Genomic DNA, 17,998 nt, shown 5'->3' with positions numbered 1-17,998 from the left:
ATGAATCATAATAAAGAAAATGTATGAAAAATAAAATCTCTATAACACTCTCCTTGTTGATGCTTTTGTTCATGGCATCTTGTACCAAGGATTTTGAATCAGTAAACACGGATCCGAATCGTGTAAATAAAATCAGCCCAGGAACCTTATTGAATCCAATTATATATGAAGTGTCTTCTTTCAATATGCGTAAGGCAGATGATTTCACTTTTGGTTTAATGCAGGATATGCTTCCCTTTCCGAGTGTAGCAGGCGGGGTTCACCGATATGATATCACAGAGACAGCGGGTAATTCAACTTGGAGTACGTACTATCGTTGGTTAACCAATGTAAAGGAAATGTACAATTCGGCTGTTGAACAAAAAGACCCGAATTATCAGGCCATTGCGATGACCTTGAATGCTATGATTTATTCAACACTTACCGATTGCTTTGGTGATATTCCTATGGAAGAAGCCACAAAGGGCGACGAAGGAATCTTCAGGCCCAAGTTTACTACACAGCAAAAAGTGTATGAGAAAATCATTGCAGATTTAGATTCAGCCAACAATTTATACGTTACAACCCGTTCCATGATTTATGGTACAGATATGCTATTTGCCAACAATGTGAGCAGCTGGAAGCGATTTACCAACTCATTGCAGATGCGTTTGTTAATGCGTTTAAGTAAAAGAACGGAAATGGGTACCCTGGCAAAGTTGAGAATTATCATAGATAATCCTGTAAAATACCCGGTGTTTACTTCTAATGATCAGGCGGCTATTTTAAAATTATCTGGGGTAACACCATTTGTATCACCATGGGGTAGAGCCATTGACTTTACCACTTTCCGCGCAGCCGGCTTGTTCTTCACTGATAATTTGAATGACTTTAATGATCCAAGAAGAGCCAGATGGTTAACGCAAGCCAGAAACAAACTCAATAATGCCAATATTGGGTACAAAGGAATTCCAGCGGGATACGCTGGAAGCGACAATCAGTTTGACTATGTTCCTTCCAATAAAAATATTGCCTTGGTTACCGCGCCTATGTCTGTGGTATTAATGAGCTATGCAGAAGTTGAACTTATCAGAGCGGAACTAGAATTCAGAAATAATAATACAGCAGCAGCAAAAGCAGCCTATGAAAGAGGGGTGAAAGCTTCTGTTGAGCAGTGGGGTGCCGTTATGCCTGCCGACTATTTTACTAATGTAAAAGCAGCATATAACAATACTTTAGAGCGAATCATGCTGCAGAAATATTATGCTTTATACTTTACCGATTTTCAGCAGTGGTTCGAATACAGAAGAACAGGATTCCCTATAATGCCAGTGGCAGATGGTATGTTGAACAACAAAGTAATGCCAGTCAGATATCGATACCCACCAGCAGTTCAAAGCACCAATACCGAAAATTATAACCAAGCGGTACAAGCTATGGGCGGAGACAATATCAATATTAAAGTGTGGTGGGAAAAATAGCGAAACACTGGTGTGCAGAATTGAAAATTGAAAAGATAGCGTTGAGAATAATGATTTGAAAAACTAACAAATGAAACGAAGAAATTTCTTAAGAAATATAGGATTCACCGGGGGCATATTTGCTTTGCCTTCGGTGATAGCAGAAACCCGGGCCGCTGCTTTTGAAAAGCAAGACCAATTGGTTATTAAAGGCAAAGTAAAGAGTGAGGGCAAAGGAATTGCAGGAGTGAGTGTTACGGATGGTACCAGGGTTTATCAAACCAATAAAAGCGGGGACTATGAATTTGTAGTAAACGAAAACGCCGATTTTGTTTATATCAGCACGCCAGCAGGATATGCTTTTACACATCAAAATCATATCCCTCAATTTTTTGTTTCTGTAAAAGGAAAACGCGGAAACTTTTCTCATGATTTCGTTTTGGAAAAATTATCGGTGGATGATCAGCAGCACAATTTTGTTGTGTGGGCAGACACACAAATGATTTCTGCTGATGATTGTGTACAACTTAAATCCACAACTGTTCCTGATTTCAAAAAATTGATGCAGCAATATCCAGCCAATACTTTGTTTCATGGAATTGGATGTGGAGATCTGGTATGGGATAAGTTTGAATTCTTTAAGGATTATAAAGAGGCCATTCACATGACAGGTGTTCCTTTTTTTAATGTGATTGGCAATCACGATATGGATCTGAATTCCAGAACGGATGATTACTCGGCAGAAACCTTCAAAGAACAATTCGGACCCACTTATTACTCATTCAACAGAGGAGCTATACACTATGTAGTACTCGATGATGTCTTTTTTATTGGTACTGCTAAAAAATACATTGGCTACTTTACCGAAACTCAATTGGCCTGGTTAGAGAGAGATCTTCAGTTTGTTGAACCGGGTACCACTGTGGTAGTGAATGTTCACATTCCCACGTTCACTGGTGCTCCTAAAAGAAACAAAAAAGAAGAAGATTTTGGTGGAACTGTTTCCAATCGTAAAAAACTATATGCCTTATTAGCGCCGTATAAAGTGCATATCATGTCGGGCCATACGCATTTTAATGAATCGTGGGAACAAGATAATATCATGGAGCACAATCACGGAACCGTTTGTGGTGCCTGGTGGACTGGACCCATCTGTGGAGATGGTACACCAAGGGGCTACGGGGTGTATGAAGTAAATGGCAGTGAAATCAAATGGTTTTATAAAAGCACCGACAAAGAAGTCGATCATCAGCTAAGAATCTACCCGAAGGGATACGACAAGAATAATCCTGAAGAACTTGCAGTGAATATCTGGAACTGGGATACTAAATGGAAACTAGAGTGGTTGGAAGATGGTGTATCCAAAGGAGCTCCCACACAAAGAGTGGCAAAAGATCCATGGGCGGTTGAGCTGTATGAGGGCCCCGCGCTTCCGCAGAAACACAAGTTTGTAGAACCTACATTGACTGAACATTTATTTTTTATTAAGCCGTCTACTAACGCGAAAAAAGTTACAGTACGAGCAACGGATCGTTTTGGAAAATCTTTTGAAGAATCCATTCTTCTCTAAAAGGGTCGTTGCTAACTGGTTATAAGCAGTTGATTACTGGGGGCAGTTATCAAAAAAAGGGCACCGTTTTTTTGCGGTGCCCTTGTCAATTTTAATAAGTAAGCGCCAAGGTAATTGGCGCTAAAAATTATCTATTCATACTCGCCAAGAATTCTTCATTGTTCTTGGTTCCGCGCATGCGCTTCAACAATTCGTTCATCGCTTCTTCAGAATTCATATCGTTTAAGAAAACGCGAAGAATATTCATGCGTTGTAATACTTCTTTGTCTAACAATAAGTCGTCGCGACGGGTAGAAGAACCCACCAAGTCAATAGCAGGGAAGATACGCTTGTTGGCTAGTTTTCTTTCAAGCTGTAATTCCATATTACCGGTACCCTTGAATTCTTCAAAGATTACCTCATCCATTTTACTACCTGTTTCTACTAGAGCAGTAGCCAGGATGGTTAGTGAACCGCCGTTTTCAATTTTACGTGCCGCACCAAAGAATTGTTTAGGTTTCAATAAAGCGTTTGCTTCCACACCACCACTCAATACCTTACCGCTTGAAGGAGCAACGGTATTGTGTGCTCTGGCCAAACGGGTAATTGAATCCAATAGAATCACTACATCGTGTCCGCACTCTACTAAACGTTTTGCTTTTTGTAAAGCGATAGAAGAAACTTTTACGTGTTTTTCAGCAGGCTCATCAAAAGTAGATGCAATTACTTCTGCATTTACGCTACGCTCCATATCGGTAACTTCCTCAGGACGTTCGTCAATCAGAACAACCATCAAATACACTTCTGGGTGGTTGGCCGCAATGGCATTGGCCACTTCTTTCAACAACATGGTTTTACCCACTTTGGGTTGCGCCACAATCAATCCACGTTGTCCCTTACCAATAGGCGTGAACAAGTCGATGATACGGGTGCTATAGTTGCTGGGTGAAGTAAATAAATTTAATTTTTCAAACGGGAACAAAGGAGTCAGGTAATCAAAAGGAACCCTGTCTCTTACCTCATCAGGACGCTTTCCGTTGATAAAGTCCACTTTGAGTAAAGCGAAATATTTTTCTCCTTCTTTCGGAGGACGAACAGAACCTGTAACGGTATCTCCGGTTTTTAATCCGAATAATTTAATCTGAGAAGGTGAAACATATACGTCATCCGGAGAAGACAAATAATTGTAATCAGAGGAACGAAGGAAACCATATCCGTCTGGCATCATTTCCAGTACCCCTTCCCCTGGGATAATCCCTTCAAATTCTATATTGAAAGCGGGTTCTTTTTTAGGCTGATGCTGGTGTCTTGGGCGTTCCTGTTGTAAAGAAGTCTCGGGCGCCTGTGCCTGATCGCCATTGTTTTCACTGGCTTCTAATGTCTGAATAATGGCAGCAGCAATATTGGCTGTTGGATCAATTTCGCCGGATTCTTCGGTCTTTACTCCTTCTACTTCCTGATTTTCTATGCGAGGTCTTGGACCTGGTCCTTTTTTATTGTGAACCGCTTTTTTAACCGGGCGACCTTGACGGGCATCTTCTCTTTTGGGCGCTGCTTTTTCTTGTGAAAGAGGTTCGGCAACAACAGGTGCGTCCTGCATCACTTCCGCTTCTTCGGTTGAGCCAGTTGAGGTTTTAATATTAACAGCTTTTTTAGGTCTTCCGGCTTTTTTAGGGGCACCACCTTCTTTTGCTGTACTTTCCTGCACCGCTTGAGAGTCAAGGATCTTATAAATTAATCCTTGTTTGTCTAATTTTTTAGCTCCGGTAATTTTTAAATTTTCAGCTATATCCATTAGTTCTGGCAATAGCATGTCATTTAACTGAAGAATGTCATACATAAATAGAGATATTGTTTGGGGGGTATCAATTTCAAACGATAAAAAAAGTTAATCCTGTCTAAGGAAATCAAACTCAGAAAGGCTAATTGGGTTGATTTGGAAAGAGAGTAACTGAAAATTAAGTGCGTTAAAATGCCACTTATCAGCAGTGTTTCCAGTGCAATGTTACAAAATATTGATAAAACCAACGATTTTATCTGATAAAATATGATCAAACTGAGTCTAAAACCCATTGAATCGCCCTTCAAAACCCCTTGTTTGGTTATCTTTGCGCCATGTTTAATACAAGAATCAAGATAAAAACCCTTTTGGCCAGTGGAAAACCGGGCGATCAGGTAACGGTAATGGGTTGGGTGCGCACGTTTCGCAACAAACAGTTTGTGGCATTGAACGATGGTAGTACCAATAATAATTTACAAGTAGTAGTAGAACTGGGTTTATTGAACGAGGAAACGCTGAAGCGGATTACAACCGGCGCTTCTTTAAAAGTTACCGGAGAAGTAGTAGCTTCTGTAGGTAAGGGACAAACCATTGAAGTAAAAGCAGCAACCTTAGAGATTTTAGGAGATAGCGATGCAGAGAAGTATCCACTCCAACCGAAAAAACATAGTCTTGAATTTTTAAGAGAGAAAGCGCATCTGCGTTTTCGTACCAATACATTCGGTGCGGTATTCCGCATTAGACATTCACTGGCATTTGCTGTGCACCAGTTTTTTAATGAAAAGGGATTTGTGTATTTGCATACACCCATCATTACCGCGAGTGATGCAGAAGGCGCAGGAGAAATGTTCAGAGTAACAACTTTACCAATGGACGGCACTGCACCAAAAGATGCAGCAGGAAATATAGATTACAGCGAAGACTTTTTTGGAAAGAGTACCAATCTTACCGTGAGTGGTCAGCTAGAAGGAGAATTGGGGGCCATGGCTTTTTCTGAGATTTACACTTTTGGACCTACTTTTAGAGCAGAGAATTCGAATACAACCCGCCACCTTGCTGAGTTCTGGATGATTGAGCCTGAAATGGCTTTTCACGATATTGAAGACAATATGAACTTGGCCGAAGAGTTTATTCAATACCTGATTCGTTATGCCATGGAGCATAATAAAGAAGACCTTGAATTTTTAGACCAGCGTTTGGCAGAAGAAGAAAAACAGAAGCCACAGAACGAACGAGCAGAAATGGGCTTGCTTGAAAAATTGAATTTTGTTCTCAATAATAAATTTGAACGCATCACTTATACTGAAGCGATTCAGATACTATTGGACAGCCCTGCCTACAAAAAGAAAAAATTCAAATACGAAGTAAGCTGGGGTATTGATATGCAAAGTGAGCACGAACGCTACTTGGTAGAGAAGCACTTTAAGAAACCCGTAATTGTTACAGGATACCCTGCAAAAATTAAAGCCTTCTACATGCGTTTGAACGACGGATGTGAACCTGGCAAAGAAACCGTGGCAGCAATGGATATACTTGCTCCGGGTATCGGAGAAATCGTGGGTGGTTCTCAGAGAGAAGAGCGTCTAGATAAATTGGAAGCTCGCATGAAGGACATGCATATTCCTGCAGAAGAAATGAGCTGGTATTTGGATACCCGTCGTTTTGGTACGGTTCCACATGCAGGATTTGGATTGGGATTCGAGCGAATGGTGCAGTTTGTAACGGGTATGACCAATATCAGAGACGTAATTCCATTTGCCAGAACACCAAAGAATTGCGAATTCTAAGAAAAAAACAGTGGATAATGCGTGAATAACCATTCCACTCCTTATATTTGCAACCCCGAAGGGGAATTCTACGGAAGGTGCGGTAGCTCAGTCGGTAGAGCAAAGGACTGAAAATCCTTGTGTCGCCGGTTCGATCCCGGCCCACACCACAAGACCTCAACAGCAATGTTGGGGTTTTTTTATGTCTTGAGCTGGTCGGTTGGTTAATGTTAAAATATTGTTTTTAAATTATTAACAATAGGTTACTAAATCATTAATGAATGGTTATCAATGAGTTAACAAATGGTTAAGTTGAATTATTGCTGATAGTGCAGAGTACATTCGCGCTTAAATCAATTTGACTTATGAGACCTATTTCTTTTCTCTGCAAGTTCATGTGCTTGTTTGTAATTTTCTTTTTATCCATTCATTTAAAGCTTAGTGCACAGACTATTTCTGGTGTAATTAATGATAGTAATGGAAAACCGCTAGCGGGAGCTTCCATTCAATTTAAGGGCACTAGTATAAAAGCGCAAACTAATGCTGACGGCCAATTCAAAATAGAGCCGAATAAAAAATTAGCTAACACAGATATAATATTAATTAGTTATTCAGGTTATAAATCTAAAGAATGGGCGTTTGATGGCTCAACATCAGTTACTATTCAATTAGAACAAGATGATAAAGTTTTAGCTGAAGTGGTGGTTACCGCTCTTGGTATTAAACGTGAGGAAAAATCATTAGGATTTGCTGCTCAAACTGTTAAAGAGAATGCAGTTAAAGATGCAAGAACCAATAACTGGGCGAATAGCTTGTCTGGTAAAGTGGCCGGACTGAATATTCAAGGAACGGGAGCTGGTCCAATGGGATCTTCAAGAATAACACTAAGAGGAGAATCTTCTCTTAATTTAGATAATAATCAAGCACTAATCATTATTGATGGTGTACCAGTTAGTAATAAAATTACTGGTACAGGTTTTTCTTCCCATCTCTCACAAGACAATCCTGTTGACTATGGTTCAGCGGTTTCAGATATTAATCCTGATGATATAGAAAAAATATCGGTATTAAAAGGATCTGGTGCTACCGCATTATATGGAAGCCGGGCTGCTGGTGGGGTAATTTTAATAACTACCAAATCTGGTCAGCGTAAAGACAAGGGATTGGGCATTACTTACAATACCAATATAAGCATGGATCAGGTTAATCGTTGGCCAGACTATCAGTTTGAATATGGAGAAGGAAGAACGGATGCATACTATTCATATTTAAATAGTGCGGATGGACTTAATACCAGTACTGGAGTTGCTGCTGGACGTGCATGGGGTCCAAAATTCAATGGACAACAGTATTTTCAATTCAATCCTTTGGCTGCTGATGGAAAGCCAACAGAACGAACACCATGGGTGGCACACAAGGATTATATTTCTGGATATTTTAAAACAGGTTTAACCATCAATAATAGCATTTCAATTGAAGGGGGATCTGATAAAAGTAGTGCTCGTTTATCGGTGACTCATTTGAAAAATGAGTGGATTATTCCGAATACAGGTTTTGAGCGCTATAACGTTGCGCTCTCCATAAATCAAAAAATTACTGATAAACTTCGCATAAATGGTCGTGTCAATTATACCAATAAGCAAAGTGATAATCTGCCTGCTGCAGGGTACAACAATCAGTCGCTAATGTATTTTTTAATTATTGGAACAGCACCCAATATTCGTCCAGAATGGTTTAAGCCTTATTGGGAGCCTGGTTTAGAAAATGTAAAGCAAAGAAATCCTTTTAATCCGGGACCAGATAATCCTTATTTGGCTTTTTATGAAATGCTGAATAAAATGAATAAGCATGGAGTAATTGGTAATATTTCTGCCACCTATAGTTTTAATGATCATCTTGAGTTACAGGTTAGAACTGGTATGGATATGTCCTACGAGTATCGTTCTCAACAACGACCATTTAGTATGACTAAATATCCTAGGGGGATGTTTCGTGAGCAAAATGTTTTTAACTATGAAATAAACACCGATTTTTTAATAACCTATAATAATAAAATCAATAGTGATTGGAAATATGCTGCAACTGTTGGTGGTAATATGATGAGACAAAACTATGATTTTGCTGGAATGTATGCTGATCAACTAGCGCAACCAGGCATTTATCAAATTTCAAATAGTCTTGATCAGGCAGTTGCTGATCCATTAAAAACTAGAAAAGCCATTAATAGTTTATATGGTACAGGTCAGCTATCTTATCGTGATCTTATTTTTGTGGATGTTACGGGCCGAAATGATTGGTCTAGTACCCTTCCATATAAAAACAATTCATTTTTTTATCCTTCATTCAGCACAAGTTATATTTTATCTGATTTATTCAAATTGCCTACGAAAATTTCTTTTGCTAAGTTGAGAATGTCATGGGCACAGGTTGGGAATGATACGAGGCCTTATCAAACAGATAAATATTATGACCGTATTTACGGAAACAGTTTTACTAATCCGTCTGTTTTATTTAATCCTGAGCTTAAGCCAGAAATTACAACAAGTTATGAAGCAGGTTTGGATATTCGTTTTTTACGTAACAGACTTTCTTTAGATGTGGCCGTGTATTCTAACAACAGCCGCAACCAAATTTTAGCTATTCCATTAGATCCTGTAAGTGGTTATAGTAATGCTCTTGTTAATGCAGGTTTAATAAATAGTAGAGGAATAGAAGTGGCTATTTCAGGAAAACCTATTGTAAACAAAAATTTTACTTGGTCTACTAATTTAGTTTGGAGTATGAACAGAAGCTATGTTAGAGAATTAGCTGCTGGTATTACCAATCAAGTTATTTATTCTCATGGAAGTAATGTTTCAATTGAAGCAAGAGTTGGCGGTAGAATGGGTGATCTATATGGTCGTGGATTTCAACGATCTCCAGAAGGACAAATTATTTATGGCTCGAATGGTTTACCTGCTCAGTTAGATCCAGTTGTTAAAAAATGGGGAAATGCTTTTGCAGATTGGAAAGCAGGGCTAACCAATGAATTTACCATAAATCAAACAAGAATAAGTGTATTACTTGATGTTCAGAAAGGAGGTGCAATTTATTCACAAACCAATCATAAGAACAATACACTAGGTAAAACAACTGTTACCTTACCTGGTCGAGACGGTGGTATCATTGGTGACGGTGTGATGTATAATTCTGCAACAAAAAAATATGAACAGAATACAAAATTGGTTTCTGCTAGCTCATATTATGATAACTATTACCAGATTAGTAATGCTGAAACAAACATATTTGATGCTTCATTTATAAAAGTTAGAGAAGTAAGAGTTGAATTTAATCTTCCCAAGTCTATACTTAATAAGATTGCTATTAAGCAGGGAAGCTTTGCTTTATATGGTCGCGATTTATTCAACTTCACCAAATTTCCTGGTTTTGATCCAGAGGGAGGTAATCTTAATAATGGAACACTAACTCCTGGAGTTGAGTTAACTCAATTTCCTTCTACAAGAAATTTCGGTATCAATCTGACTTTGAAATTTTAAAACTAAACTTTTATGAAGCGCATACATCAACTACAATTTCTGATTCTTTCCGTAATAATTATATTTACGTCATGTACTAAAAAATTTGAAGAGATCAATACGGATCCTAATAGGCCCAAGCAAATTACCCCAGGTGTAATGCTTGGCCAGATGCAATACCGAATGGTAACTACAAGTATTCAGGCAAGTAGAAATTTTACACATGAGTTAATGCAGGTTGATGCACCTCGCTCTAGCCCTGGTGGTACAGGGTTGCACCGCTATGTGGTTAATCCGGGAGCAGCAGTATGGAGTTCTTTTTACAATTATCTTACAGACATTGAAGACATTTATAATATGTCTATCAAGTTAAAGGAAGAAAATTATCGGGCTATAGCATTGGTTTATAAAACTTGGGCGTATTCTATTTTAACTGACTTATATGGCGATGTTCCCTATTCAGAAGCTACAAAGGCAACAGATGGAATAGTAAAGCCTAAGTTTGATTCACAGAAAAATATCTATGTTCAATTGTTAAAGAATTTAGATTCTGCCAATTTACTTTTTAATAGTTCAAAAGCGTTAACATATGGAGGAGATTTATTGTATAATGCCAATACACTTAATGGAAGTATTAATCCTGGTATTATTAAGTGGAAAAAGTTTACCAATTCTCTCAAGCTTCGACTTTTATTGCGATTGACGAAACGAAATACAGAGTTGAATGTGGATGAACAAATAAGGACTATATTGGCTAATCCTAATCAGTTTCCAGTATTTACTTCGAATGATGAAGAAGCAATTTTTAATTTCCCAGGTACATTCCCTTATTTTAATCCATACTATAACGCACGTCAGTTAGAATGGCGTGACGGAACCTACTTTACTAAATATTTTATAGATAAAATGAATGCAGATAATGATCCACGTCGCGCTGTATGGGTACGTCCTATCACCGTAAATGGAGCAAGTATTTACAGGGGAATTGAAAGTGGCTACCCTACTACTACGGAATATCAGGTTGGTGCCAACTCTAGCTATAATGATGTGATGAGAACCTTACCCTCTTTAGGTGTCATGTTCACTTATGCAGAAGTTGAATTTATAAAAGCCGAATTGGCTTTAAAAGGGTTTAATACAGGCAAATCTGCTAAACAACATTATGAAGCTGGTATTACTGCCTCAATGAAACAGTGGGGTGTAAGTATGCCTACGGGATATTTATCTCAAGCGGGTGTTGTATACAATGAAAACTCAACAATCGAACAACAACTAGAGCGAATTATAACTCAGAAATATTATGCGTATTTCTTTGTCGATTATCAATCATGGTTTGAAAAACGCAGAACAGGATATCCAATTTTACCAAGGGGTACTGGTATTCCTGCAGAAAATAAGTTTCCATCAAGAGTTCCCTACCCTACTTACCTGCAATCTATAAATCCTGAAAATCTTGCTGCAGCTCAATCTGCTATGGGTGGTGATAATAGTGATATTAAAGTTTGGTGGGAAAAATAAATTATTTATGAAGCAAAATAGCTATTTCTTAGTATTCTTATTAGCCTGTACACATTTGGTAAATCCAATTAAAGCAGCGTTTAATAATGTCGATAGTACGCGAACGTTGATTGTTTTTTTTGATGGTTTACGTCCCGATTATATTACCCCAGATGGAATGCCTAATCTATACGCTTTTAGCAAAACGGCCAGTATTGGAAAATCTCATCATAGTGTCTTCCCTTCTGTTACAAGGGTAAATGCAACATCTTATGCTACAGGTGCCTATCCTGGTACACACGGTTTGTTAGGGAACAGTGTTTATTTTCCTGAAATTGATCCACTTAAGGCAATTAATACTGGTGAAGCAAATGAGTTACTAAAAATCAATCAAAAATTGAATGGACACCTGCTAACGGCAATTTCATTGGGTGAAGTATTAAAGCAATGTCATAAGGAAATGATGGTTTTTAGTTCTGGTACTACAGGTCAGGCATTAATGCAAAATCATAGTATCAGTGGTGCAATAGTTAATCCAACTATGATTTTACCTGAATCATTTAAAAAGACTGTTATAAATGAAATTGGTGAAATTCCTCCTGCTGCAAAACCCAATCATGCAAGACATAAATGGATAACAGATGCTTTATTAAAATATGGCTTGCGCTTGGATGGACCACATGTAAGTGCTATTTGGTTTTCAGATCCTGATGGAACAGCACACAGTGATGGAATTGGTTCTAATACTGCAATTGCTTCCATTAAATCAGTAGATGAACAATTTGGCAGAATCATTTCTGAAATTAAATCAAGAGGGTTATCCGATAAATTTAATGTTGTTATTTCAACCGATCATGGATTTGTCAGTTATATAGGAAATGAAAATCTCGTAGATTTTTTGATTCGAAGCGGTTTGAAAAAAAATAAAGATTCAGACGACATAATTGTTGCAGGAGGTGCTTTATATGTAAAGAATCATGATGTTAATTTAATACAGAAAACAGTTTCCCATCTTCAATCTGAAAATTGGGTTGGTGCTATTTTTACCAAAGGGGAAAAGCAAAATGGCTTAATAGGATTTATACCCGGAACGCTTTCTTTTGAGAGTATACACTGGAATCATCCTGAACGTGCTGCAGATATATTGGTTGATGTTAATTGGAATGATGACAAAAATTCAGCTGGATATTCAGGTAGTAGTTATTCTAAAGGCATTGCTGGTCATGGAAGTTTAAGTCCATATGAAATTAATATACCCTTACTGGTTTCTGGTCCCAGTTATAAAAAAGCTGTAAAAAGTGATTTGCCAACATCCAACGTTGATTTAATTCCTACTGTGTTAAATACCCTTGGTCTCCCTATTCCTAAAACAGTGGATGGTAGAGTGATGTATGAATTTTTACTAAATCGTGAAGAGAGAACCTATCCGAAGGTAAAAAAAGAAATTATCAAAACTGCTGTAAAAGTAAACAAGGTAAATTATAAACTTCTTTTAGATAGAAGCAAGTTTGGAAAATACGTTTATGTGAACTTTTCACAAGTGACCAGAAAATAGATTAGAATACATAAAACTTATACAACCTAAAAGACCTTAACATAATATTGAGGTCTTTTGTGTTTTTAGGGGGATCAATTATTTGACTAATTATTGATAAAACTCGTATTTTTAGAAAAACCAACCCTTTGAATGGAGTTTAGTTCTCAGACCATATTAATTGACCCCGAAATCCTCTATTCCATCTATCAATCTTTACCCCAGCCCACGTTCGTTTGGAAATATGAAGACAATGATTTTCGTTTAATTGGATTTAATAAAGCAGCTACTGGATTTGCCAGTGACCGAATAGATCAATTATTGAATCAGAAGGCCAGTCAACTGTATAAGGATCAACCTGAAATATTAAATGATCTGCGTCGTTGTCGAACGGAGGGATTTTCTTTTGAGCGCGAGATTAATTATCAATTTAAAAGCAAGGATATAGAAAAATATGTAAACGTTCAATATGTATTTGTCAGTTCAACTATAGTGCTTGCACAGCCTGAAGAAATTACAGAAAAGAAAAAATTAGAACAGATGCTTATCGCCAGCGAAAACAGATTTCATAGTCTGGCAGATAATTCGTTGGTGGGAACTTTTATCATTAAAAATAATGTCTACACATATGTCAATAAAGAATTTGGAAACATATTTGGTTTTACCATTGATGAAATGATTGGTAAAAATCAATTTCAAATCTTTGTTGAAGAAGACAGAACCATTTTGCAGCAATATTTTGCTGAAATTGATGAAAATCAAAAATCACATTCTTGTGAGATTCGAGGAATTCATAAGAACAATAATATAATTAATATTGAGTTTTTTGGAACAAGGAAAATTATAAACGGACAGGAAGCCATTCTAGGTGCTTTATTAGATATTACGGAAAGAAAAAAATCAGAGAATAGATTAGTGGAGGCCCAAATGGCTACCAAAGTGGGTAGTTGGGAAACAGATTTGTCCACATTAAATGTGTATTGGTCAAATGAAACCTTTTCTATTTTTGAATTAGATGTTCATTCTTTTAATCCAACCCACAATTCTTTTCTTGATTATGTTCATCCTGAAGATAAACAAAAAGTAGATGATGCATTTAAATCATCATTTGCCTCAAAGGAATACAACACCATACAGCATAGAATAATAACCGCAAAGGGTAATCTCAAACATGTAGAAGAAAGATGGAGGGTTTCTTTTAACGCCAATAATGAACCAGAAAGGGTTTTTGGAACCTGCCAGGATATTACAGAGACAATTGAATACGAAGAAAAATTGGCCCTTTCTTCTTTAATCGTTAACTCTTCGCATGATGCAATTTTGAGTGTGGCATTAAATGGAACGATTACTTCATGGAATAAAGGGGCAGAGAAAATATTGGGATACAACGAAACGGAAGCAATTGGGAAATCCATCTATATGTTAATTCCAGAGGAATTGCATGAGGAGGAGGTAAAAATCTCTTCAAGTATTCAAGAACGAAAAGTAATTGATAGATATGAAACAGTTAGAATTAATAAAAATGGCTCAATCGTTCATGTTTCATTAACGGTTTCTCCAATCATCAATGAATTTAATCAAGTGATAGGAGCATCTAAAATAATGAGAGATATCTCTGTTCAAATTGCTAGTGACTATGAGAAAGCCCAAATCATGAACGATTTGATTCAGCGCAATAAAGACCTTGAACAGTTTGCATACATTGTTTCTCATAATTTAAGGGCCCCCGTTGCCAATATTATTGGGATAACCAATTTTATGAAGATGCCAGATTTAGAACCTGCTGAACAGGCTTCTATGGTATCCTCATTGAACCAATCGGTTAGTGCTTTGGATGATGTTATCAAAGACCTCAGCTTAATTCTTCAAATTAGAAGAGAGGTAAATGAGCAGAAGACAACCATTCATTTTTCTTCAATCATGAATGAGATACAATTGGCAATTGATAATCTGATTAAATTAGAAAAGGTAACTTTTGAAATAGACTTTTCTGCTATTGATCAAATCAATTCTATTAAATCATATATCTATAGTATTTTCTATAACCTTATCTCAAATAGCATAAAGTATAGAAGACCGGATGTTCAACCAGTTATAAAAATAAAATCTTCGATTATAGATAATCAAATTCAATTGGTCTTCACAGACAATGGACTAGGAATTGATTTGAAAAAAAACAAGGACACTCTTTTCGGGTTATATAAAAGATTCCATAGTCATACGGAAGGAAAAGGGATGGGTTTGTTTATGGTTAAAACCCAAATAGAAACGCTTGGAGGAAAAATTCATATTGCCAGCGAGCCTAATAAAGGAACACAATTTAAAATTGAACTACCAGCTGTGTAAATTAAGATAAATCCACTTTTGCAGTTTAAATAGGAACCAAACCTCCTTTTTAGTGTTATTGAGAAGTGGAAAATCGGAAATCTATTAACCTTGTTTGGCTAAAAAGAGATCTGCGAACGCAGGATCACACACCCTTGAATGCTGCTGAGCAAGCGGGCCTACCGTATTTAATCGTTTTTTTATTTGAGCCTTCTATCATTCAATACACCGATACCAGTGCTAGGCATTTACAATTTCAGTATCATTCTGTATGCGCGATGAATAAAATTTTATCCGTCTATAAAAGAAGGGTAACTATCTTTTACGCAGAAGCCATTGATGCATTTGAAGAGATTGCGGAGCAATATAAAATTCAACATATTTATAGCTATCAAGAGTCGGGTATCCAAATTACGTATGATAGAGACAAGAAGGTAAAAGCGTATTGCAAAGCACATCAAATTGAATGGATAGAGTTTCAACGAGATGGAATTATCCGAGGGATTAAAAATAGAAAGGACTGGGATAAAAATTGGTATAAAAGCATGCATGCACCCATAATTCAAAATGGGTACAGCCTCAATTCACTTCCTTTCTTTGAATCAAAATATACGATTCCAATCCAGTTACAGCATCTATTGCAAGATTACGCCAAAGCATTTCAGCCAGCAGGAGAAGAAAATGCCCATCGATATTTGCAAACCTTTATTACTGATAGAGGACGATTCTATAGTAAACATATCAGTAAGCCAAAAGAGAGCAGAAAAAGCTGTACCCGTCTATCGCCCTATATCAGCTGGGGTAACCTGAGTATAAAACAAGCTTATCAGGCGTTGCATGAAGCACAAAAAACCTCTTCCTTCAAGGGTCCTATCAGCAACGCCATCACCCGCTTAAAATGGCACTGTCATTTTATTCAAAAATTTGAAGTAGAGGGGAGATATGAGTTTGAATGTATCAACAAAGGGTATGAACTGCTAGAACATCCCCCCAATCAAACTTTTATCAAAGCATGGGAAGAAGGTAAAACAGGTTTTCCATTGGTAGATGCCTGTATGCGTTGTTTGATTACAACTGGTTGGGTTAATTTTAGGATGCGTGCCATGCTGGTTTCCTTTTTATGTCACCATCTTTACCAAGACTGGAGATGGGGTGCGCATCATCTGGCGAAACAATTTTTAGATTACGAACCCGGCATTCATTATCCCCAGTTTCAAATGCAGGCAGGTACTACCGGGGTGAATACTATTCGGATATATAACCCCATTAAGCAATCCGGCGATCATGATCCCGAAGGGACGTTTATAAAAAAATGGGTTCCTGAATTACAAACTGTTCCGGCAGCATTTATTCATGAGCCGTATAAGATGAGCATGATGGAACAGCAACTTAGCAATACCATCATCGGAAAAGATTATCCATTCCCTATTGTAGACGCTACTAAAGCCGGAAGAAATGCGAGAGATAAAATATGGAATCACCGAAAAGAATTATTGGTAAAACAAGAAACGGAAAGGATTCTATTTACGCATACTCGAAATAAAAATCAAACAAACTCAATCAGAAAGTAGTATGAAGTGTCTAAAAAACAGGGCACTTAAATTTAGCCCCACTTCTGTCTTTGTTCAAAGTATAATACAAAGACAGTTCATTAGAATATCTTAACTGACCTGCTGTTATCTGATGGCTAAAGTTAATATCGTTCGTGTATCCTAGACGCCAGTAATTCCATTCTATTCCAATATAAGGAATCACCGTCTCATCGCTTCTATACCATGCCCCTGCATATAATTCAACATAGGCATTGAGTATATCTTTAAGATAGTGACTATAAGCCGCACCTATCAGTAATTGATTAAATCCTTTTTGTTGCTGTAAATGAAAGCTAGCATGAAATGTTCCTGCATACCCCACAGGACTCATCATGCCCCCATGAATCGTTTTTCTTAAGGGTACAGCAGTTGTGTTATTTCCAAATCCCTTCTGAGATTGTAGTATATTAAACAGCGCCCCTCCAATATAATATAGATGCTCGTTGGTGGGTGCATATTGGTAAAGAATTCCAGCGTTTACATCAAGTGCAGATTTGCTCAACCCATTGTTTATCAAATTATCTCCGCTTACATTAATAATTCCCCCCGAAGTAATTTGATCTTCTAACAATGCATTTGCAGCGTTGAATCTCTTGTTATTATAGCTCGCCTGAAACCCAATAGAAAAAGACCTTTTCTGCTCTTCATCCAACGCTTTCAGGTAACCGAGGGACACTCCCAAATGATTATTGGTAAGTACTTTGTTGCCTGTTTGGTCCGAAAGGAATAATACACCAAGACTTAGGCGATCGAATTGTTTGATCCGATTGCCAAGCATATTAAAATCTACAGATGCTGTTTTGGTATTATAGGCATTGTTATAATCCGCATTCTGAGATCTGATATTTCCTACAAATCTTGTTGTTCCATTAAAATTTCCGGTTAGTGCCGCGTTCAAAGTTAAGGGAGACGAAAAAAACTGAGAGAACTGAGGGTCCTGTGCAAATAAGTCATCACTGCAGCATGCGGTCAAACATATGCTGAGTGCCCATTTAATTAAA

10 protein-coding genes and 1 tRNA gene are annotated in these 17,998 nt (G+C 37.4%); 9 read left to right on the top strand and 2 right to left on the bottom strand.

All coding sequences use genetic code 11. The features are described 5' to 3' along the window. Positions 1-23 precede the first annotated feature (23 nt). Positions 24-1,460: a SusD/RagB family nutrient-binding outer membrane lipoprotein gene (locus TEGAF0_RS10215; RefSeq protein ID WP_264898080.1), complete on the top strand. Its 1,437-nt coding sequence runs from the start codon at positions 24-26 to the stop codon at positions 1,458-1,460. A 70-nt stretch (positions 1,461-1,530) separates the two neighbouring features. Beyond that, positions 1,531-3,009 (top strand): calcineurin-like phosphoesterase family protein, encoded by a 1,479-nt coding sequence (locus TEGAF0_RS10210; RefSeq protein WP_264898079.1) that lies wholly within the window; start codon positions 1,531-1,533, stop codon positions 3,007-3,009. A 127-nt stretch (positions 3,010-3,136) separates the two neighbouring features. On the opposite strand, the gene rho is transcribed toward TEGAF0_RS10210, so the two are convergent. Further along, complete coding sequence (gene rho / locus TEGAF0_RS10205) at positions 3,137-4,828, bottom strand: transcription termination factor Rho (protein WP_264898078.1); 1,692 nt, start codon at positions 4,826-4,828, stop codon at positions 3,137-3,139. A gap of 275 nt (positions 4,829-5,103) precedes the next feature. On the opposite strand from rho, the gene asnS reads away from it, so the two are divergent. From asnS to TEGAF0_RS10170, 7 genes are all read left to right on the top strand, one after another. Next, the gene (gene asnS, locus TEGAF0_RS10200) at positions 5,104-6,555 is read left to right on the top strand and encodes an asparagine--tRNA ligase (RefSeq protein ID WP_264898077.1); all 1,452 of its coding nucleotides are present in this window, start codon (positions 5,104-5,106) and stop codon (positions 6,553-6,555) included. 76 nt (positions 6,556-6,631) lie between these two features. Next, positions 6,632-6,704, top strand: a tRNA-Phe gene (locus TEGAF0_RS10195). Between the two features lie 195 nt (positions 6,705-6,899). Beyond that, positions 6,900-10,070: a SusC/RagA family TonB-linked outer membrane protein gene (locus TEGAF0_RS10190; RefSeq protein ID WP_264898076.1), complete on the top strand. Its 3,171-nt coding sequence runs from the start codon at positions 6,900-6,902 to the stop codon at positions 10,068-10,070. 12 nt (positions 10,071-10,082) lie between these two features. After that, positions 10,083-11,567, top strand: coding sequence for a SusD/RagB family nutrient-binding outer membrane lipoprotein (locus TEGAF0_RS10185; protein WP_264898075.1), 1,485 nt, complete (start codon positions 10,083-10,085; stop codon positions 11,565-11,567). After that, on the top strand, positions 11,539-13,101 hold the full coding sequence (locus tag TEGAF0_RS10180) for an alkaline phosphatase family protein (protein ID WP_264898074.1): 1,563 nt from the start codon (positions 11,539-11,541) through the stop codon (positions 13,099-13,101). The genes TEGAF0_RS10185 and TEGAF0_RS10180 overlap by 29 nt, the downstream gene beginning before the upstream one ends. Positions 13,102-13,401: 300 nt before the next feature. Further along, on the top strand, positions 13,402-15,426 hold the full coding sequence (locus TEGAF0_RS10175) for a PAS domain-containing sensor histidine kinase (protein ID WP_264898073.1): 2,025 nt from the start codon (positions 13,402-13,404) through the stop codon (positions 15,424-15,426). Between the two features lie 65 nt (positions 15,427-15,491). After that, the gene (locus TEGAF0_RS10170) at positions 15,492-16,976 is read left to right on the top strand and encodes a cryptochrome/deoxyribodipyrimidine photo-lyase family protein (protein WP_264898072.1); all 1,485 of its coding nucleotides are present in this window, start codon (positions 15,492-15,494) and stop codon (positions 16,974-16,976) included. 10 nt (positions 16,977-16,986) lie between these two features. Here the strand turns inward: TEGAF0_RS10170 and TEGAF0_RS10165 are convergent, their stop codons facing one another. Beyond that, positions 16,987-17,970: a PorP/SprF family type IX secretion system membrane protein gene (locus TEGAF0_RS10165; protein ID WP_264898071.1), complete on the bottom strand. Its 984-nt coding sequence runs from the start codon at positions 17,968-17,970 to the stop codon at positions 16,987-16,989. Between the last annotated feature and the right edge of the window lie 28 nt (positions 17,971-17,998).

The sequence above is a fragment of the Sediminibacterium sp. TEGAF015 genome, assembly GCF_025997995.1.
Lineage (GTDB): Bacteria > Bacteroidota > Bacteroidia > Chitinophagales > Chitinophagaceae > Sediminibacterium.
This window is presented reverse-complemented; position numbering and strand designations above follow the sequence as displayed.

Coding starts and splice junctions, on each gene's coding strand:
- TEGAF0_RS10215 (WP_264898080.1), top strand. CDS start 24: ATGAAAAATAAAATCTCTATAACACTCTCCTTGTTGATGCTTTTGTTC.
- TEGAF0_RS10210 (WP_264898079.1), top strand. CDS start 1,531: ATGAAACGAAGAAATTTCTTAAGAAATATAGGATTCACCGGGGGCATA.
- rho (WP_264898078.1), bottom strand. CDS start 4,828: ATGTATGACATTCTTCAGTTAAATGACATGCTATTGCCAGAACTAATG.
- asnS (WP_264898077.1), top strand. CDS start 5,104: ATGTTTAATACAAGAATCAAGATAAAAACCCTTTTGGCCAGTGGAAAA.
- TEGAF0_RS10190 (WP_264898076.1), top strand. CDS start 6,900: ATGAGACCTATTTCTTTTCTCTGCAAGTTCATGTGCTTGTTTGTAATT.
- TEGAF0_RS10185 (WP_264898075.1), top strand. CDS start 10,083: ATGAAGCGCATACATCAACTACAATTTCTGATTCTTTCCGTAATAATT.